At 70.9% G+C, this 19005-nt stretch carries 15 protein-coding genes; 9 read left to right on the top strand and 6 right to left on the bottom strand.

From position 1 onward, the window contains the following. Positions 1–5 precede the first annotated feature (5 nt). Positions 6–1190, bottom strand: a complete 1185-nt coding sequence (locus AB0L91_RS20105) for an MFS transporter (protein ID WP_365011958.1) — start codon at positions 1188–1190, stop codon at positions 6–8. Positions 1191–1337: 147 nt separating this feature from the next. After that, entirely contained in the window at positions 1338–2309 is a 972-nt protein-coding gene (locus tag AB0L91_RS20100) for an AraC family transcriptional regulator (protein WP_365011956.1), read from the bottom strand. A 191-nt stretch (positions 2310–2500) separates the two neighbouring features. Here AB0L91_RS20100 and AB0L91_RS20095 point away from each other — a divergent pair, with 191 nt between their 5' ends. The 5 genes from AB0L91_RS20095 (at position 2501) to AB0L91_RS20075 (ending at position 9324) form a co-directional block, all read left to right on the top strand. Continuing rightward, on the top strand, positions 2501–2710 hold the full coding sequence (locus tag AB0L91_RS20095) for a hypothetical protein (RefSeq protein WP_357346885.1): 210 nt from the start codon (positions 2501–2503) through the stop codon (positions 2708–2710). Between the two features lie 25 nt (positions 2711–2735). Continuing rightward, positions 2736–4778, top strand: a complete 2043-nt coding sequence (locus AB0L91_RS20090; RefSeq protein ID WP_365011954.1) for a hydantoinase/oxoprolinase family protein — start codon at positions 2736–2738, stop codon at positions 4776–4778. Positions 4779–4780: 2 nt separating this feature from the next. Continuing rightward, positions 4781–6727, top strand: a complete 1947-nt coding sequence (locus tag AB0L91_RS20085; RefSeq protein WP_365011952.1) for a hydantoinase B/oxoprolinase family protein — start codon at positions 4781–4783, stop codon at positions 6725–6727. Positions 6728–6764: 37 nt separating this feature from the next. Continuing rightward, the gene (locus AB0L91_RS20080; RefSeq protein ID WP_365011951.1) at positions 6765–7775 is read left to right on the top strand and encodes an alcohol dehydrogenase catalytic domain-containing protein; all 1011 of its coding nucleotides are present in this window, start codon (positions 6765–6767) and stop codon (positions 7773–7775) included. A 73-nt stretch (positions 7776–7848) separates the two neighbouring features. After that, positions 7849–9324: an aldehyde dehydrogenase family protein gene (locus AB0L91_RS20075; RefSeq protein WP_365011949.1), complete on the top strand. Its 1476-nt coding sequence runs from the start codon at positions 7849–7851 to the stop codon at positions 9322–9324. Positions 9325–9370: 46 nt separating this feature from the next. Here the strand turns inward: AB0L91_RS20075 and AB0L91_RS20070 are convergent, their stop codons facing one another. Beyond that, on the bottom strand, positions 9371–10678 hold the full coding sequence (locus AB0L91_RS20070) for a DUF1576 domain-containing protein (RefSeq protein ID WP_365011948.1): 1308 nt from the start codon (positions 10676–10678) through the stop codon (positions 9371–9373). 7 nt (positions 10679–10685) lie between these two features. Continuing rightward, a complete protein-coding gene (locus AB0L91_RS20065) occupies positions 10686–11012 on the bottom strand; it encodes a hypothetical protein (RefSeq protein ID WP_357346891.1) in 327 nt (108 codons plus the stop codon). 251 nt (positions 11013–11263) lie between these two features. On the opposite strand from AB0L91_RS20065, the gene AB0L91_RS20060 reads away from it, so the two are divergent. Further along, on the top strand, positions 11264–12892 hold the full coding sequence (locus AB0L91_RS20060; protein ID WP_365011946.1) for an alpha/beta-hydrolase family protein: 1629 nt from the start codon (positions 11264–11266) through the stop codon (positions 12890–12892). Positions 12893–12922: 30 nt separating this feature from the next. On the opposite strand, the gene AB0L91_RS20055 is transcribed toward AB0L91_RS20060, so the two are convergent. Then, a complete protein-coding gene (locus AB0L91_RS20055; RefSeq protein ID WP_365011945.1) occupies positions 12923–14467 on the bottom strand; it encodes an acyl-CoA carboxylase subunit beta in 1545 nt (514 codons plus the stop codon). Positions 14468–14695: 228 nt separating this feature from the next. On the opposite strand from AB0L91_RS20055, the gene AB0L91_RS20050 reads away from it, so the two are divergent. Both AB0L91_RS20050 and AB0L91_RS20045 read left to right on the top strand, forming a co-directional pair. Then, positions 14696–15298: a hypothetical protein gene (locus tag AB0L91_RS20050; protein ID WP_365011943.1), complete on the top strand. Its 603-nt coding sequence runs from the start codon at positions 14696–14698 to the stop codon at positions 15296–15298. Positions 15299–15392: 94 nt separating this feature from the next. Further along, entirely contained in the window at positions 15393–16982 is a 1590-nt protein-coding gene (locus AB0L91_RS20045; RefSeq protein ID WP_365011941.1) for an FAD-binding protein, read from the top strand. 530 nt (positions 16983–17512) lie between these two features. On the opposite strand, the gene AB0L91_RS20040 is transcribed toward AB0L91_RS20045, so the two are convergent. Then, complete coding sequence (locus AB0L91_RS20040; protein ID WP_365011939.1) at positions 17513–18085, bottom strand: TetR/AcrR family transcriptional regulator; 573 nt, start codon at positions 18083–18085, stop codon at positions 17513–17515. Between the two features lie 190 nt (positions 18086–18275). Here AB0L91_RS20040 and AB0L91_RS20035 point away from each other — a divergent pair, with 190 nt between their 5' ends. Beyond that, the gene (locus AB0L91_RS20035; protein ID WP_365011937.1) at positions 18276–18908 is read left to right on the top strand and encodes a TetR/AcrR family transcriptional regulator; all 633 of its coding nucleotides are present in this window, start codon (positions 18276–18278) and stop codon (positions 18906–18908) included. The last annotated feature ends 97 nt before the right edge of the window (positions 18909–19005 follow it).

Raw genomic sequence — 19005 nt, 5'->3', positions numbered from 1 at the left:
GGTGTTCAGGTTCGGTTGTCGGGGGTCGCGACCAGCGCGACATTGGCCGCGGCGAGCGCGGTGAGCACGAGCGACCAGGCGAGCAGCCCGGTGAGCGCGGGGCCGGCCAGCGAGGCGATTCCGGCCAGGCCCTGCTGGATCAGGGCGCACCAGGAGACGGCGATGGCCGCGCCGGTGGCCAGGTGACTGACGGCGTGCGCGGCGCTGTTGGGGAACAGCGTCGCCTGCCCGAAGGTGGTGGTCACGTAGCCGGCCAGGAAGATCGGCAGCGCGACGGCACGCGGCAGCTCCACCGCCCAGACGACGGTGACCAGCACGCACCCGGCCAGCATGATCCAGGCGCCGCGGCGCATCATGGTGCGCGCGCCGACCCCGCGCACGGCTCGGCGCACATAGGTGGCGCCGCCGAGATAGGCGGCGCCGTAGAGCACGCCGAACAGGCCGAAGACCCAGGGCGGCAACGCGAATCGATCGGTGAAGATGAAGGCGGACTTCTGCTGGATCATCACGATCACGGCGAAGCCGATGCCACCGGCCACCGCGCTGGCGACGAAGGTCCGGTCACCGAACAGGCGCCGGGCCACGCCGCGTACGGTCGCGGTCACCGCCGGTTTCGGCAGTGCGATGCGCAGCGCGGATACCACCGGGATCGCCGCGAGGATCGCGAGGACGACGAATCCGTAGCGCCACCCGACCGTGGAGGTGACGATGCCGCCGATCACCTGACCACCGCCGAGCGCGACCACGAACGCCATCGACAGCAGCGCGAGCTGACGAGCGAGGTCGGCGCCGGTGAACAGGTCCTTGATCATCATCCGCCCGACCACCGCGATGCCGCCGGCGCCGATCGCCTGGAGCACGCGCAGCCCCAGCAGTTCCGGGGCGTTGCTGATGACCGCCAGTGCCGCGCTGGCGAGCACGAAAAGCACCCCGGCCGCGACGAACGCGGGCACCCGGCCGTAGCGTTCGGCCGCCCGGCCCCACGCGACGACGGGCAGCGCCGCGAACACCACGAACACGGCCACCGACAGTTGCAGCACGCCCTCGCTCGCGCCGATGTCGGCGCCCAGCGCGGGCATCCCGGGAAGGTAGATCGTGGTGGCCATCTGCGCGGCGGTGACGGCGCCGCAGGCGGTGGCGACCACGGCCCGTTGCGTCGCCGGCGAGACGGTATCGGCACCCTCGCGCACGAACAATGTTGTCCCCCTGAACTATTCGGAATCTCCGGTTCGGGGTACAGGTATACGGCGTCAGGGCACGACGGGGCCATGGTTCGAATCGCCGTGATTCTCGTTAGGGGAACGAACGGGTGATGGCGACCCGGTGAACCGGCGGTGCTACCGCAACGCGGTCGTCTCCGAGGGCAACTCGCCGAACCGCTCGCGGTACTGCTGCGCGAAGCGGCCGAGGTGGAAGAAGCCCCAGCGCATCGCGGTGTCGCTCACCGACAGCGCGCGACCCGAGGTCAGGTCGTCGTGTACCCGGTCCAGGCGTACCGCGCGGACGTACGCGCTGGGCGACATGCCGACCGCGTCCCGGAATCCGAGCTGCAGCGCGCGGGCGGTGACACCGGCGCGGGCAGCGAGTTCGGCGGTGGAGATGTCGGCGTCGGGGTGGGCGTGGATGTAGGCGACGGCGTCGCGGATCCGGGACGAGCCGATATTGGGCGCGGATCCGGTGAGCGCGGGGGTGAGCTGACTGGGCGCGGTGAGCAGGACCTGGGTCATCAGGGTCGACTCGAGGTCGCGGCAGGCCAGCGGCATCGTCGAGACGCCGCCTTCGCGGGCGAGTTCGGTGTAGACGAACCGGGTGGCGGCCACCAGGGCGTGGCCGGCGGGGGAGTCGGTCGGGAAGGTGAGATCGAAGCGGACCGGTTCGGGATCGCGCCTGCCGAGCAGGTGTGCCGCGTGGCGTTCGAGGGGGTCCCGCCGCAGGTTGATGTGGAAGTGCTCGGCGTCGGCGCTCCAGCGGATCGACAGCGGTGCGTCGTGGACGAAGGCCACGCCCGCCTGGCCCGCGCCGAAGGACCGGCGCTCACCGCGCTGCTGCACCGTGCTGTTCCCGGTGACGACCAGGTTCACGTGATAGCAGGTCTGCATCGGTGGGCCGTCCAGGCGCGCGGTGGTGCCGTAGGTCATCCGGCCGACCGTGAGGCGTTCGGTGCGGACCGACTCCAGCGCGAAGTCGATCCCGGTGCGCTCGTCGAGGCGGAGTTCGTGATGGGCGAACGTGCTGGCGACGTGCGCGTGGGCGGCGGCCGGGTCGGCGGTGCGGAAAGCGTTCGCGCACGTCACCGGTGCTGCGGGCAACGATCGACCTTCCTCTCGAGCGTGATGGGGGTCACATTAACATGAATATAATATAAAATCTGGGCGAGTTTGGCTAGTTTCGGTCCGTGGATATCCCCCCTTCGCTACGCGGATTGTGACCTGGGTCTCTCCACTCCTAGCGTCGTCCTCACGGCATTCGGCCGTACATCTCAGCCGCAGGAGGACCAGCTATGCCCGACGCATCGACACCGCCCGAGGTGATCCGCGAACCCCGCGACGGCACCTGTCCACGGTGCGGCGCCGCCGAGCTCCGCGCGTATCCCGTTGTCGCGGAACAGGGCTGGGTGCGAGTCGTCAAGTGTCAGCGCTGCCTGCACTCGGTGGCGCGCGAACCCTGGCGTCGGCTCGGCCCCATCCAGCTGCTCGCCGACCTCGTCTGAGCGCGAAACACCTGAGGAGACAACCATGATCGCAGTCGATGTGGGCGGAACGTTCACCGATGTCGTCGCCTGGCGCGACGGCCGGATCCACACCGCCAAGATCTCCACCGACTACGCCGAGGTCGCGGGCCCGGTGCTGCGCGGCGCCGAAGTGCTCGGCGTCGCCGATGCCGCCGTGTTCAACCATGCCAGCACCCACGGCCTGAACGCGGTGATCACCCGCCGGCTGCCCAAGATCGGGTTCCTGACCACCGAGGGGCACCGCGACATCCTCGACATGGGCCGCGTCTGGCGCCCGGCCGAGGCCATCCTCGACCCGCACTGGCGGCGCAGCTTCGGCGACGCGTCCCGGCCCCTGGTGCAGCGCTACCTGCGCCGCGGCATCCGCGAGCGGATCACCGCCGACGGTGGCGTGCTGTTCGCCCTCGACGAGGACCAGGCCAGGGCCGAACTCGAGGTGCTGCGCCGATGCGAGGTCGCGGGCGTGGCGATCTGCCTGATCAACGCCTATGTCACGCCGGTGCACGAGCTGCGGCTGCGCGAGCTGGTGCGCGAGGTGCTCGGGGACGTGCCGTGTTCGATCTCGAGTGAGGTCTCGCCGCTGGCCAAGGAGTACGCGCGGGCCTCGACCACAGTGGTCGACACCCTGATGAAGATCATCTACACCGACTACACCGCCGGCCTGGAGAAGGGACTCGGCGAGCTCGGCTTCGCCGGTCAGCTCAACTTCGCCGACTGCGCGGCCACCCTCGTCCCCGCGGCCCGCGCGATGGAACAGCCGTTCCGGATCGTGTTCTCCGGACCCGCGGCGGGCACCGTGGCCAGCGCCCACTTCGGCGCCCTGATCGGCGAGAACGACCTGCTCTGCGCCGATGTCGGCGGCACCTCGTGCGACATCAGCGTGGTCAGCGACGGCGAGCCGTTCGTCGACACCACCTTCGAGCTCGAGCACGACCTCGTGGTCAATGCCCTGGCCAACGACATCTCCAGCATCGGTGCCGGTGGCGGGAGCATCGTCGCGATCGGTCCCGCCGGTGAGATCCAGGTGGGACCCGACAGCGCGCGGGCCCAGCCGGGACCGGCCTGCTACGGCCGCGGCGGCACCGCGCCGACGACGACCGACACGTGTCTCATGATCGGCATCCTCGACGCGACGGACTTCGCCGGCGGTGAGCTCCAGCTCGACGCCGCCGCGTCCCGACGGGCCTTCGAGGGCCTCGACACCGAGCTCGACCTGGCCCATCGCGTGCGCTACGCCTACGAGATGGCGGTGAACAACATGGCCGAGGGCGTGTTCAACGTCGCCATCAAGAACGGCGTCGACCCCCGCGACTACAGCCTGGTCGCCTTCGGCGCGGCGGGCCCGATGCTGCTGCCCGCCGTGCTGGACACGGTGCAGTGCAAGCAGGTGATCGTGCCGCCCAACCCCGGCCTGTTCTCGGCGGTAGGCCTGCTCTCGGCCGACCAGGTCTTCACCGTCAATCGCAGCGCGTACCTGATGCTCACCGCAGGCGCGGCGCCCGCCATCGACGCGTTGTTCGTCGAGATGGAGGAGCAGCTGCGGGCGCAGGCGGGCGACGGTTCGGTGACCCTGCTGCGCAGCATGGACGCGCACCTGGCCGGACAGAGCTGGGAGACACCGTTCGTGCCCGTCCCCGGCGGCCTCATCGACGACAGGGCGGTCGAGCTCATGGTGTCGGCCTTCCACGACACCTACGAGGCGCGCTCGGGCAACCGGTTCGAGGCGATGCCGGTGGAGGGCGTCACCTTCCGCGTCCGCGCGATCCTGGACACCCCGAAGGTCGAGTACGCGCGGATCGACACCCGCGGCGCGCAGAACGGTCCACTCACCCCCGTGCGGACCGTCACGCTGCGCTACCTCGGTGACCTCGACGCGGACGGCGTCGGGGCCCAGCAGGCCCACGTCTACGACCGCGCGACCCTGTGCGCGGGAGACCGGTTCGACGGGCCGGCGGTCGTCGAGGAGGGGCTGTCCACCACCCATATCGGCGCGGGGCAGCAGGCCCACGTCGGCGCCTACGGCGAGATCGTGATCCGGAGGAAGTGACCATGTCCAGCCCCACCATTCCCGCCGCGCCCCGGCTGCGCGACCTGTCCGACGCGCAGTTCCACGAGCGCTACGGGTGCGACCGGTTCAGCGCCACCGTGCTCACCAACCGGCTGCGCTACGCGGTCGAGCACATGTCGACCGGGTTCATGCGCGAGGCGTTCTCGCCCATCATCCGCGACTGGTACGACTTCGCCTGCACCATCAGCGGTCCCGCGGACAAGGGCTATCCGATGGCCGTGGTCAGCAACAGCCTGGTCGTGTTCCTCGGCACCATGGGCGACGCGGTGCGCAATGCCGTGGAGGAGTACGGTCCCGAGAACCTGCGTCCCGGTGACGTTCTCATCTGCAACGATCCGTACCGGGGTGGCAGGCACGTCAACGACGTGGCCTTCACCCGGCCGGTCTTCGTCGACGACGAGATCGTCTCCTACGTCACCATGTGCGCGCACCAGCTGGACATGGGTGGCACGGTGCCCGGCGGGTTCTCGGCGACCAAGGCCAATGTCTACGAGAACGGGCTGGTGATCCCGCCCATGCTGCTGTGGTCGGGCGACGAGCCGGTGCGGTCGACCTTCAGCCTGATCTTCGACAACACCCGCTGGGGCGGCATGCTGCTGCCCGACTTCAAGAGCATCTTCCAGCAGCTGAAGCTGGGGGAGCGGCTCGTCCACGAGAACATCGACCGGTACGGGCTGGCGGCCTACCTCGGCACCCTGGACTACGCGTGCGACACCTCCGCCGAGCGGATGCGCGACGCCATCGCGGCGGTGCCCGACGGCGACTACACCGGCTCGGCGCTGATCGACGCCGACGGCCTCGACGACAGCATCGACTACACCGTGCGGGTGCTGGTCCGCAAGCGCGGCGAGGACATGGAGATCGACCTGTCCGGGACCTCGCCCCAGGCCCGCACCTGCATCAACTGCGGTGTCCTCGACGCGAAGACCGCGGTGGGCGTGGCCTTGACGATGCTCCTCGATCCGAAGGTGCCGTTCACCTCGGGCACCTGGCGCAATGTCGACCTCGCGGTGCCACCGGGCACCATCGTCTCCTCGCTCCCGCCCGACGGCGGCATCATGATGTTCTGGGAGGCCTCGGGCGCGGTCGCGTCGGCGATCTTCGACGCGCTCAATCCCGTGCTGGGGACGCAGGGCGTCGGCGGCGACTACGGGTCGACCAACACCCACAACGCCTCCGGCGTGCGCCCCGACGGCACGCCGTGGACCTCGGCCACCCAGTGCGGTGGCGAGCACGGCCCGTGGGGTGCCACCGAGGCCGGTGACGGTGACAGCTACACCGTGCTGTTCACCCTCAACAACCTCGATCCGGCGACCGAGACGATCGAACGCGATTCGCCGGTGGTGTTGCTGCGCAAGGAACACGCCATCGACACCGGCGGCGCGGGCGTGTTCCGCGGTGGCGCGGCGAATCTGAAGGACGCGCTGTGGCTCACCGCGGGGGAACACCACCTGTCGCCGTTCCGCACCAAACAGGCCACCGGGGTGGGCGCCAACGGCGGCGGCTCCGGGCCGACCGGCGCGATGTGGCTGTTCCCGCCCGGGGCGGACGGGACGGCGCCGGGCATTCTCGGCACCGGTCCGGAGGTGTACGCCGACAGTGTTCCGGTCGCCGGCGTGCTCGATCCCGAGACCAAGGCACTCGACCCGGTCGACGGCAGGTATCACTACTTCGCCGCCGAGCCGGTGTGGTCGACCGTGCCGAACACCGTCCTGCGCTGCCTCACCAATGGCGGTGGCGGCTGGGGTGATCCGTTGCGCCGCGATGCCGACCGCGTGCTCGCCGACGTCCGCAACGAGTACGTGAGCATCGCGGGCGCCGCGCGGGACTACGGCGTCGTGGTCGTCGGCGACCCGCGGACCGATCCCGAGGGGCTGCGCGTCGACCTCGACGCGACGGCACGCCTGCGGGCGGGGCGGTCGGCATGAGCGACCGCGAGACATCAGATATCCAGAGGAGAGTGACATGAAGGGCGTCGTGTTCCCGGGTGACGGGACCATCGTGCTGCGGGACTTCCCCGAGCCCGAACCGGGGTACGGCGAGGTCGTGGTGAAGATCCGCGCCTCCGGGATGTGCGGATCGGACCTGCACTTCTATCACGGCGCGTTCGATTTCGACCACGCGGTGATCCAGGGGCACGAACCGTGCGGTGAGGTGTACGCGGTCGGCCCCGGCGTCGACCCGGCGCGGATCGGCGAGCGGGTGATGATCCACCACTACATCGGCTGCGGAACCTGCCGCCGGTGCCGGGCGGGGTGGCCGCAGATGTGCGAGACCGCGCCGGGCAAGACCATGGCGGTGCACGTCGACGGCGGTCACGCGCCCTTCGCCCTGGTACCGGAGTCCTCGCTGCTGCCGATGCCCGACGGCCTCTCCTTCGAGGCGGGCGCGGCGATCGGCTGCGGCACCGGCACGGCGTGGGGTGCGATCAAGCGACTCGGCAGCGTCGCGGACACCACGACGGTCGTGCTCGGGCAGGGCCCGGTGGGACTGTCGGCGACCATGTTCGCGGCGTCGATGGGCGCCAGGGTGATCGCCGTCGATGTCGACGACCGGCGCCTGGCCCACAGTGCGAAGTTCGGGGCCGACCTGGTGGTGAACTCGCGCGCGCAGTCGCTGACCGACGCGGTCGCCGAGTTCACCGGCGGGCGCCTGGCCGATGTCGTCCTGGAGACCTCGGGGCGGGCGAGCGACGACGCGCTGGCGGTGCTCGGCACCTTCGGCCGGGCCGTGTTCACCGGGCTGCCCGGGGACGTGCGGTTCACCACCCAGGCGGTCTACAAGAAGCAGTGGACGCTGCTGACCTCCTGGACGATGTCGTCGATCGAGCAGGCGCGCTGCGCCGAGTACGTGGTCGCCCACGATCTCCCGGTCGACGAGTTGTATTCGCACACCTGGACCATCGAGCAGGCCGACGAGGCCTACCGGTGGTTCGACAAGCAGGACGCGGGCAAGGGCGTCTTCCTGTTCGACTGACCGGCGCGGCGCTGCCCGCCCGGTGATTTCAGCAACGCCCCCGGCGCTCGGCCGGGGGCAAAGGGAGTAATTCATGACCACCACTCATCCGGTTCCCGCCTTCGTCGGAGCCGCGCAGCAGAACCTGATCGGGGGCCGTTGGGTGCCCGCCGCGTCGGGCGAGACCATCGAGGTGATCAACCCCGCCACCGGCACCACGCTCGGCACCATCGCCGCGAGCGGCGCGGCCGACGTGGACGCCGCGGTGGCGGCGGCGCGGGCCGCGTTCGAGGGCGAATGGAGTCGCTGGACCCCGCACCAGCGGCGCGCGCTCATCCTCCGCGTCCACGACCTGGTCCTGGCGAACTTCGACGAACTCGCCACGATCGAGACCCTGGACATGGGCGCGCCGCTGACCCGGACCCAGGGACTGCGCGAGTGGACCTCGCAGGTACTGCAGTTCTTCGCCTCCCAGGTCGACGCGGGCACCGTGGCGAGCGCCCCCAACTCGCTGCCCGGCGACTTCCTGACCCTGCGCTCGCTCGAGCCGGTCGGCGTGGTCGGCGGCATCATCCCGTGGAACGGGCCGCTCATCGGTCTGTGGTGGATCTTCGGACCGGCGCTGGCGACCGGCTGCACGGCGGTGCTCAAGCCGGCCGAGGACGCGTCGCTGTCGGTGCTGCGGGTGGCGCAGCTGCTCACCGAGGCCGGTGTGCCCGACGGTGTCGTCAACGTGGTCACCGGATACGGCAAGGACGCGGGCGCCGCGCTGGCCGAGCATCCCGGCGTCGACCGCATCGCGTTCACCGGCTCGGTCGGCACCGCGCAGACGATCGTGCGGGCCTCGGCGGGCAATATGAAGCGGCTGCAGCTGGAGCTGGGCGGGAAGTCACCCGACATCGTCTTCGCCGACGCCGACCTCGACCGCGCGGTCCCCGGCGCGGCGATGGGCGTGTACACCAACAGCGGTCAGGTCTGTGTGGCGGGCACGCGGATCTTCGTCCAGCGGTCGATCCACGACGAATTCGTCGCGCGGATGGCCGAATTCACCAAGACGATCCGTGTCGGCGACGGCCTGGACCCCACCACCCAGCTGGGTCCGCTGATCTCGCAGCGCCAGCTCGACCGGGTGCTGAACTACATCGATATCGGGTCCGGCGAGGCCGAACTGATCAGCGGCGGTCACCGGGTCGACGGTGACCGCGCCGCGGGCTATTTCGTCGAGCCGACCGTCTTCGCCGCCGCCACCAACGACATGACCATCGCGCAGGAGGAGATCTTCGGCCCGGTGGCCACCGTGATCCCGTTCGACGACGTCGACGAGGCGCTGACCCTGGCCAACGCGACGCCCTACGGCCTGGCCGGTGGCGTCTGGACCACGGATCTGGCCACCGCGCACCGGGTGTCGCGCGGCATCACCGCGGGCACCGTCTGGGTCAACTGCTACGGAGTGCTCGACCCGGCCGTCGGTTTCGGCGGCACCAAGATGAGCGGCTACGGCTGGAAGGGCGGCCGCGACCACGTCCAGAGCTACCTCTACCCCAAGGCGGTCTACCTGAACCTGAGCTGACCCGGAACCGGCCGTCCTGTCGTCGCGTCGACGGACGGCCGGTGGCTCACGCCGCGGGGACCGGTTTCTCCCGCTCGCCCGCGCCGCGGCGTGGGTGCGAGATCAGGGCGGCGACCGGGGCGATCACCGCGGCGACGAAGCCGGCGGCGAATCCGTTGCCGTATAGGTTGAGCCCGATGACCAGCGCGCCGGTGACCTGGGCGACCGAGGCGTGGAAGAACCCGGCGACGACACCCCAGTGCGGACCGAAGCGACCCGCGATCGGGGCCAGGCAGGTGCCGTACAGCGCGGCCCAGATCAGGCCGGGGTCGGTCAGTTCGAACGGCTTGAGCAGTCCCGCGATCGCCACCCCGGCGACGACGGGCACGATGTTGACGGCGTTCTTCCCGCACGCGCCGAAACCCATGACGCTGAGAATGCCCGCGATGACCGGCCCGTTGAGGTGCGCTCCGATCACCAGCACGTACCCGGTGGTGAGCGTGCCGATCACCGCCATGTTGAGCAGGACCGCGGCCGCGCCGTCGTCGGCGAGGAAATCGCACGGAGCCCGGCCGTCGCGGCGGGTCAACCGGACGTAGGCGCGCCACGGCGCCCGGTCGAGCGCGAACGCGGTGCCGATCAGGCCGACGAGCAGGATCGCCAGCAGGATCGACAGCGGCCCGTCGTCGCCGGAGGTCCACACCATCTCCGGTGGCGCGGTGAGCCCGAACGCGCGGTACACCGCGACGACCACGGCGCCGACCACACCGGCGACGAAACCCATGTTGTAGAGGGTGAATCCGTCGTGCGCGCGGAACAGCTGACGCGCGACCGGCGGCAGGACGAAGCCGATCAGGACCGAGGTGGCCGCGCCGAGCAGGACTCCCGCCCACACCGGCAGCGCGGTGTTGAAGGCCAGCTCGACGAAGATCGGCGACAGCGCCGTCCCGAACCACGCGGTCGAGACATCGGCCGACAGCCGCTCGCGACGCAATATTGCATACAGTGCCACTCCGGCCAGGATCGGCCAGACATTGAGCAGGGTCTTGCCGTAGAGCGCGGTGCCGAGCACCAGCAGCAGAGCGGCCACCGCCGGTCCGTCGGCGGCGGCGCCGGTGATCCGGTAGGTCGCGCAGGCGACCAGGGTGAGCAGCCCGGCCTGCACGAACGCCCCGCCGAGCCCCCCGACCACGACGAAGTCGGTGACGAGAGTGTCGCGCGCGCTGAGAATATCGACGACACCGCGCAGCACGGCGCCGGGGGAGTCGACCACGAACCCGAACACCACGAACGCCACCGACATCGCGACGACGACCCGGAACAGCACCTGCTGATCGCCGACACCGCGCACGCGGGCCTTCGTTCGCCGCGGCACGAGCCGGTCAGCGGGTCTCGGTGGGCGGACTCGTGAATTCGACCGTGCCCGAGGCGTCGACGGCCAGCGTGCCCGCCGCGTCGGCCCGGGCGATCAACTGGTCGAGCAGGGACCGGGCGACCTCGTCGGCCCGTGGCTCCCGTGCGGTGGTCCAGACGGTCCGCGACAGTGCGCGCCCGGCGGTCGGTGACCCCCGGAACGAGCGCACCACCACCGCGAACTGCTCACGCCCGACCCGGCCACCCACCACCCGGCCGGTCTTGACGACCGCGATCTCGGACACCTCGTCGGCGCGAATCGCACCCGAGCCGAGCAGAATCCACAGCGAACCCATGACCCCAGTGTGCGCGACGGACAGCGAACTCCGGGCTACGACGCGCCACAACCGGGTCCGCCCGCAGCCCAGTAGCCCCGGCCGGGACCGGATCACGATTCGGAGCAGCGTCGCAGCAGATCCGGCGGCGAGGTCGTGACCGGTCGTACAGTTCAACTGTCCGTGCGGAGAGCGGCGTCTGCTCCGTACCGGTGAACGTGCAGCACCGGGATGCGCACCCGGTGGTCGCTGATCGAACCGTAGGGGCACAGATGAATTCGACACCACGCGGACACGGGTTCGGCGGGCTCACCGGTGCGCTGATCCTGGTGTGGTTGTCGCTGACTCCCTCCCTGCTGCCGCGCGGGCCGCTGTTCCAGGGCGTCGTGTCCGGCGCGGCGGCGGCCCTCGGCTACGGCCTGGGCGCCGCGATCGCCGCGCTCGTGTGGTGGGTGCTCGAACGGGAACCGATCCCGATGCCGCCCGTGCTGCGCTGGGGACTGGGCGTCGTGGCGATCGCGGGCACCGTCGTGGCGCTGATCTGGTACGCGGGCTGGCAGCGGGAGCTGCGCGAGCTGATGGGCGTGGCGGGACTGTCGTGGTCGGCGTATCCGATCATGGTGCTGATCGGCTTGATCGTGTTCGGGGTGCTGATGGGGCTCGTCCGGGTGGGGCGGGCGCTGGTGGGCTGGGTCGGCGGTCTGCTCGGACGGGTCCTGCCACCGCGGGTGTCGGTGCTGCTGGGCGGTGTCGTTGTCGTGGCGGTGGTGATCGCGCTGCTCAACGGCGTGGTGGCGAGTGCGGCGATGTCGCTGCTGAATTCGACGTTCAAGGCGGTCAACCAGGAGACGTCGGCGGACACCCCGCAGCCCGTCTCCCCGGAGCGGTCCGGCGGCCCCGGCTCACTGGTGACCTGGGACTCGCTGGGCAGGCAGGGCCGGATCTTCGTGTCCAACGGACCGACCGAGGTCGATCTGACCGCGTTCAACGGCCGCCCGGCGCGGCCACCGATCCGGGTCTACACGGGTCTCGATTCGGCCGAGACTGTCGAGGCCGAAGCCGATCTCGCGGTCGCCGAGTTGCGGCGGGCGGGCGGCTTCGAGCGCGCAGTGCTCGGCGTGGCGACCACGACCGGCACCGGCTGGATCAACGAGTCCACCGCGTCGGCCGTGGAGTATCTGGCCAACGGCGACAGCGCGCTGGTGAGCATGCAGTACTCGTTCCTGCCGAGCTGGCTGTCGTTCCTCGTCGATCAGGAACGGGCCCGCCACGCCGGACAGGCCCTGTTCGAGGCGGTGCACGCGGAGTGGGCGACGCTGCCGCCGGACCGGCGGCCGAAGCTGGTGGTGTTCGGCGAGAGCCTCGGATCCTTCGGCGGCGAAGCGGCGTTCTCGAGCGTGCAGGACATGGCCGCCCGCACCGACGGCGTGCTGTTCGTCGGCCCGACCGCCACCAACCCGGTCTGGCGCGACGCCACGATGCGCCGTGATCCGGGCTCGCCGGAATGGTTGCCGATCTACCGCGACGGCCGCACCGCGCGCTTCGTCGCGAGCGCCCCCGATCTGGCCCGCCCCGACGCGCAGTGGCCGCCCCCGCGGGTCGTCTACCTCCAGCACGCCTCCGACCCGATCACCTGGTGGACGCTGAAACTGCTGTTCCAGCAACCGGATTGGCTGCGCGAGCCGCGTGGTCCCGACGTCCTGCCCAGTACCCGGTGGATCCCGGTCGTGACGTTCCTGCAGGTGTCGGCCGACATGGCGGTCTCGACCGATGTGCCCGACGGGCACGGGCACACCTTTCAGGCCGACATCGCCGACGCCTGGGCGGCGATCCTGTCACCGCCCGGCTGGACCGCGGCCGACACCGAGCGGCTGCGGTCGGTCATGCGGGACGGGAAGTGACGGTGCGGGCGGAGATCCGCCCGCACCGGATCACAGCGGCAGCAGGTGGTGCTTGCGCGGGTAGCGCACGACCTGCTTGTCCCGCAGCAGGTGCAGGGCGCGACGGATCTCGAGGCGGGTGGTCGACGGCTCGATGACGCGGTCGATGTAGCCACGCTCGGCCGCGATCCACGGCGTCGCGATCGTCGCGTTGTAGAAGTCGATCATCTGCTGGCGGATGGCGCCGCGCTGCTCCTCGGGCGTCGCCTCGAGGACCTTGCGCTGGGTCAGGCCGACGGCGCTCTCCGCGCCCATCACCGCGATCCGCGCGGTCGGCCACGCCAGGTAGGCGTCGCAGCCCAGTGCCTTGGCGCCCATCACGGCCCAGCCGCCGCCGTAGGCCTTGCGGATCACCACGGTCACCTTCGGCACGGTGGCCTCGACGTAGGCGAACAGGAACCGGCCGCCACGCTTGATGACGCCTGCCTTCTCCTGCTCCACGCCGGGCAGGAAGCCCGGGGTGTCGACGACGAGCACCAGCGGGATCTCGAAGGCGTTGCAGATGTGGATGAAGTGCGAGGCCTTGTCGCTGGCCTTGGCGTCGAGGGCGCCGGCCAGCACCGTCGGCTGGTTGGCGACCACGCCGACCGGCCGACCGTCGACCCGGGCGAAGCCGGTGATGATGTTCTCGGTGGCGGCCGCGCCGATCTCGTGGAACTCGCCGTCGTCGAAGATCCGCAGCAGCACGTCGTGCATGTCGTAGACCATGTTGTCGGAGTCGGGGACCAGCTTGTCCAGCATGAGGTCGGACTCGGTGATCTCCGGCTCCAGGCCGGGGTTGACGACCGGCGGGAGCTCGGTGGAGCTCGACGGCAGGTAGCTCAGGTAGGTGCGGACCCACTCGAAGGCGGCGGGCTCGTCCTTGGCGACGTGGTGGATGTTGCCGTACGCGGCCTGGTTGTAGACGCCGCCCAGCTCCTCCATGTCGACCTTCTCACCGATGGCGTCCTCGATGATCTTGGGGCCGGTGACGAACATGTGCGCGCTCTCGGTCGCGACCACGACATCGGTGCAGATCGGCTGGTACACCGCACCGGCGGCGCAGTTGCCGAGGATGAGCGAGACCATCGGCACCGCACCCGAGAGCGGCTCCATCATGGTCGCCAGCTCGCCGTACCAGCGCAGCGAGGACACCGCCTCCTGCACGCGCGCGCCGCCGGAGTCGTTGATGCCGACGAGCGGGCAGCCCATCTTGCCCGCGAGAGCCATGATCGCGGCGACCTTGCGGCCGAACATCTCGCCGATGGTGCCGCCGTAGACGGTCTGATCGTGCGAGAACACCGCCACCGGCCTGCCGTCGACCAGACCGTGTCCGGTCACCACGCCGTCACCGTAGAGGGCGTTCTTGTCGGTGGGATTGCGCACGAGGGCGCCGATCTCGACGAACGTGCCCGGGTCCATGAGCATGTTGATGCGGTCGCGGGCCGAGGGTATGCCCTTGCGCGCTCTCTTGGCGGCTCCCGCCTCTCCGGCCGGTTCCTGCGCGAGCTCCAGCTTCTCTCGCAGGTCGGCAAGCTTTTCGGCAGTAGCACTCATCGATTACATCCAGGTTGTCGCAGTGGAACGCCGACACCGCGTCCGGTGGGCGCTAGCCACAGTACCGGTGCCCGCCACCCCCCGGTGCCGTCCGGGTTTGTGATCGACCACGAAATGCCCTCCGACCGTTGGGCAGGCGGGTCGCCGAGCCGATACGTGGCAGTGACTGCATGGTGGCAGCGCGTGCAAAGACGTCGTGCCGTCGAGAACAGCGGTAGCGTGCGCGGGATGGAATCCGTGGGGGAGTTCGTCGTCGGCGTGGAAGCGGTGGCCGTGCAGCGGTCGCGGGAATCGGTGCTCGGACTGGGGGCGGTGGCGGCCTGGGTGGGGGTGGTGACCGCGGCCGTCGTCGCCGCGATCACCGCGCTGCTGGTCTGGCTGGCCGGGCCGATCGGACTCGTACAACTGCCGGTCGTGGCGATCTTCGGTGTCGACGGGGTGCGCAAACTGCGGCGCCTGCGCGAGTTGCGCGCGACTTGGCAAGCGCAGGGCGTGCCGCCGACGGCGATGCGCCTGTCGCCCGCGGGTCTGCGGCTGAGCATCGATGCCGCACCGGATTCGGTCTTCCTGCCGTGGGCCACCATCCAGGGGCTGCGCCTGCATCGCAAGCTCGGCAACGACCTGCTGGTGATCGATCTGTTCCCGGGAGTGGGGCCGGAGACCGGCGGAGTGCGTGGGCTCGAGCATCCCGACGTGCAGCGTGTGCTGCGGAAGAAGGTCGGGGGCACGAAGGGGCTGCGGACCGCCGTGCGCATTCTGGATCAGCCCGTCGCGGCGATCGACCACGTCGCCGCGCAACTGACCGGCGGGCGGGTGCGCGTCCACGGATAGCGGCGCGCCGGTCCGGCTGCCAGATTTCTAGAACACGTTATAGTTGGGGTCGGACGGCGACGACGGGGTCGGCGTCCGCTCGGAAGGTGGACTGGTGCGGGCTTGGGACAGTGCGGCCGATGTCGTGGTCGTCGGGTACGGCGGAGCGGGTGTGACCGCCGCGCTGACCGCGCGGGAGGCGGGCGCGGACGTGCTCGCGATCGACCGGTACCTCGGTGGCGGGGCGACGGCGCTGTCCGGCGGCATCGTCTACGCCGGTGGCGGGACCTGGGTCCAGCGGGACGCGGGCATCGACGACGACGTCGACACCATGCTCGCCTACCTGGAGGCCGAGGTCGGCGACGCGGTGAGCGCCGCGACCCTGCGCCGGTTCTGCGAGCAGTCCCCGGCGATGATCGACTGGTTGACCGAGCGCGGTGTGCCCTTCCAGGCGTCGCTCTGCCCTTACAAGACCTCGTACCCGTCCGACGACTACTACCTGTACTACTCCGGCAGCGAGAACTCCGGCGGGTACCGGGATCTCGCGAAGCCGCGGCAGCGCGGGCACCGCGCGCACGGCCCCGGTGTGTCCGGCAAGGCGCTGTTCGGGCCGCTGGCCGCCGCGGCGGCCGACCGTGGCGTGCGGGTCCGCACCGGCACCAGAGCCACTCGGCTCGTCGTCGAGGACGGGCGCGTCACCGGGATCGAGGCGATCACGATCGCCGACGCGCCCGCGTCCGTGCGCCGCCGCTTCGCCGCCCTGGCCCGGATCTCGGCGAAGCCGGGCGTGTACCACCCGGGTCTCCGCGCGGCGATGGAAGCGCTGCTGACCCGGATCGAACGCAAGCACGGCAGACCGGTCCGGATCCAGGCGAAGTCCGGCGTGGTCCTCACGACCGGCGGATTCATCGCCAACGGCGCGATGGTCGCCCGCCATGCCCCCGACTACCCGTGGTCGCAGGGCCTGCCCCTCGGCACCGCGGGCGACGACGGCAGCGGCATCACCATGGCGCAGGACATCGGCGCTGCGACCGGCAAGCTGGACGCCCTGTCGACCTGGCGGTTCATCGCGCCCCCCAGCGCCATGTTCGGCGCGATCGCGGTGAACTCCCTGGGGCAGCGGATGATCGACGAATCCCGCTACGGTGCCGCGCTCGGCGCGGCGATCGCGACCAGCCCCGGTAACCGGGCGTGGCTGCTGGTCGACGCCGAACTCGACCGGGACGCCCGCGAGCAACTGGGCCCGCAATCGGTGTGGTTCCAGCGGATGCAGACCGAGCGCCTGCTGCGGATCGGGACCTCGCGCGGTCGCACGGTCGAGGAGGCCGCCACCCGCGCGGGCATCGACCCGGCCACCCTGCGTGACACCGTCGACGCGCACAACCGGGCCATCGAGCACAACCTGCCCGACCCGTTCGGCAAGCCCGACGACATCCGCCGTCCGCTGCGCACGGGACCCTTCACACTGCTGGACATCTCGTTCACCGCCCGGCTGACCTACCCGATGCCGATGCTCACCCTCGGCGGCCTGCTGGTCGACGAGGACACCGGCGCGGTCCGCGCCGAGGCGGGCGGCGTCGTCCCCGGCCTCTTCGCGGCGGGCCGCGCGGCCGTCGGCATCTGCTCGAACTCCTATGTCAGCGGGCTGTCCCTGGCCGACTGCGTCTTCTCCGGCCGCCGCGCGGGAACGCACGCCGTAGCCTGACCTGGACTGTTGCGCCGCGATGACCGAAGCGCCGGACCGCCGTCGGTCCGCGGCGTGTACGCGCACCGATGAGGTCGCCGATGCCTCCTGCCACCACGCGACGACACGGTCGACGACCGGTCCGGGACTGCGCACCCAGCGGATGTGGTCGTTGTTCGCCCCGGCCGGGACGTCGGCGGTGCGGTAGTCCCACCGGCCCATTCCCGCATCATCGTGCGGGCGCCGGGCGCGCCGAACGCGGGCGCGGGGAGATACCCGGCCACTGAGGTCAGCAGTGGCACCAGGGTGGCTATCACGGCGATGTCGAGTCCGCCGCGCCGATAGTGGCGGTAGTACGGCAGGCAGTGCCCGCGCGCTCCAGCCGCGTTCGTCGCCCGCACCGAGGCATTGACCATCGGCGCGGCCTACGGCCACAGCACCGATGTCGGCTGCCAGGCCAAGCGGTCGCAGCTGGACAGACCTTGACGGTGGCGCGGTCGACGGTCGAGCAATCACCCCAGGTGTGGAGGGTCTGACGGGCACGGATCGCCTCAGGCGGGTGCGCCACCCGGGAGTTCGAGCACCGCGAAAACGGTGGCGCGGACCCGGTTGTCGAGCTCGTCGGCGTCGAACTTCCCGTGCAGGTGGAGGAACGCCAGCCCGTGGACCAGCGCCCACATCGCGGTCGCGAGGGAATCCTCGTCGCCGTCGGGAAACACCTGGCGCACAATCGTTCTGACGTACTCGTGGATCGCGGTCATGGCGGCCACGCGTTCCGGGCTGGTCGGATCGCAGGGATCGGAGAACATCACCCGGAACAGCGCGGGCCGGGCCAGGGCGAAGCGCACGTAGGCGACCCCGATCGCGGCGAGATCCTCGGCTGTGCTCGGCGCTGGGCCGGCGGCCACGAGCTGCTCGGCCAGGTCGCGGTACCCGACGGCGGCCACGGCCGACAGCAGCGCGTTGCGATCGGCGAAGTGGCGGTACGGCGCGGCGGTGGACACCCCGGCCCGGCGGGCGGCCGCGCGGAGCGACAGGTCCGCCGCGCCGTCCTCCTCGAGGAGCTCCACGGCGGCCCGCACCAGCGCGCTGGGGAGATCGCCGTGGTGGTACGAGGTTGCCATGGGATCAATTTATCGCCAAGGCGGCCATGGAGGAGATCTCCAGCGCGGTGTCGCGTCCTGGCCGGCGATGTCGAGGTGATCGGCATGGTGACGGCGTCGGCCGTCACCCCGGACCTACCGCGCCGTTGGCGCGGAGGGCTTTTGCCCGCCCCCGCGCAGGTGTGGGAGGGTGGTGGGCGAAAGGAAGTACGTGACTGCGACGACGCACTCGACCGCCGCCCTCGGGCCGCGCGCACTGGCCAACCGGCGACGCATCCTCGCCGTCGCCGGGGACGAGCTGCTGCGCAACCCCGCGGCGAGCATGGAAGACATCGCCGCCGCCGCGGGCATGGTCCGCCGTACTCTCTACGGGCATTTCCCCACCAGGGAAGCGCTGATCGACGGCATGCTCGACGAAGCCTTCGAGCAGGTGGGCCGGGCACTGGACGGCATCGACACGGCGCAGCCGCCCGCTCCGGTGATCGCCGAGATGACCGTCGCGCTGTGGGCGGTCGGCGACGAGTTCCAGCTGCTGCTGCGCCTGGACGAAGCCGGGTCGCGCGCCCGGATGTCCGACCGGCTCGCGCCCGTCCGCACCCGGCTGGTCACCCTGATCGCCGCCGGTCAGGCCGACGGAACCTTCGCCGACCATCTCCCACCCGCCGCGATCGCCAGGGTGCTCACGGCATTGGTGCTCGCGCTGCTGAACGCGCACAGCGACGGTGAGTGGGTCGACGCCGACGCCGGGCGCGACGCCGCCCTGGCCTGCCTGATCGCGGCCGGTGTCGACCGCTCCACCGCCGCGGCGATCGCCCGGACCGCGGCGGCCTCGGCACCGCACTGACTGCGCCGCGGGCGGGCGACCGCTCGACGAATCACGCTGTCCGCGAACGGCTCCGACTGTGCTGCTCGGCACGTACCCGAGGCGCTGTGAGTCCCCC

It is taken from the genome of Nocardia sp. NPDC051833 (assembly GCF_040681225.1).
Taxonomy (GTDB): domain Bacteria; phylum Actinomycetota; class Actinomycetes; order Mycobacteriales; family Mycobacteriaceae; genus Nocardia.
Note: the sequence above shows the minus strand (reverse complement) of the source record. Positions and strands in the feature narration are given on the sequence as shown.

Excerpts from the sequence above, each read along its gene's own strand:
- AB0L91_RS20075 (WP_365011949.1), top strand. The coding sequence starts at position 7,849 with ATGACCACCACTCATCCGGTTCCCGCCTTCGTCGGAGCCGCGCAGCAG.
- AB0L91_RS20095 (WP_357346885.1), top strand. The coding sequence starts at position 2,501 with ATGCCCGACGCATCGACACCGCCCGAGGTGATCCGCGAACCCCGCGAC.
- AB0L91_RS20040 (WP_365011939.1), bottom strand. The coding sequence starts at position 18,085 with ATGGCAACCTCGTACCACCACGGCGATCTCCCCAGCGCGCTGGTGCGG.
- AB0L91_RS20050 (WP_365011943.1), top strand. The coding sequence starts at position 14,696 with ATGGAATCCGTGGGGGAGTTCGTCGTCGGCGTGGAAGCGGTGGCCGTG.
- AB0L91_RS20085 (WP_365011952.1), top strand. The coding sequence starts at position 4,781 with ATGTCCAGCCCCACCATTCCCGCCGCGCCCCGGCTGCGCGACCTGTCC.
- AB0L91_RS20080 (WP_365011951.1), top strand. The coding sequence starts at position 6,765 with ATGAAGGGCGTCGTGTTCCCGGGTGACGGGACCATCGTGCTGCGGGAC.
- AB0L91_RS20060 (WP_365011946.1), top strand. The coding sequence starts at position 11,264 with ATGAATTCGACACCACGCGGACACGGGTTCGGCGGGCTCACCGGTGCG.
- AB0L91_RS20055 (WP_365011945.1), bottom strand. The coding sequence starts at position 14,467 with ATGAGTGCTACTGCCGAAAAGCTTGCCGACCTGCGAGAGAAGCTGGAG.
- AB0L91_RS20065 (WP_357346891.1), bottom strand. The coding sequence starts at position 11,012 with ATGGGTTCGCTGTGGATTCTGCTCGGCTCGGGTGCGATTCGCGCCGAC.
- AB0L91_RS20090 (WP_365011954.1), top strand. The coding sequence starts at position 2,736 with ATGATCGCAGTCGATGTGGGCGGAACGTTCACCGATGTCGTCGCCTGG.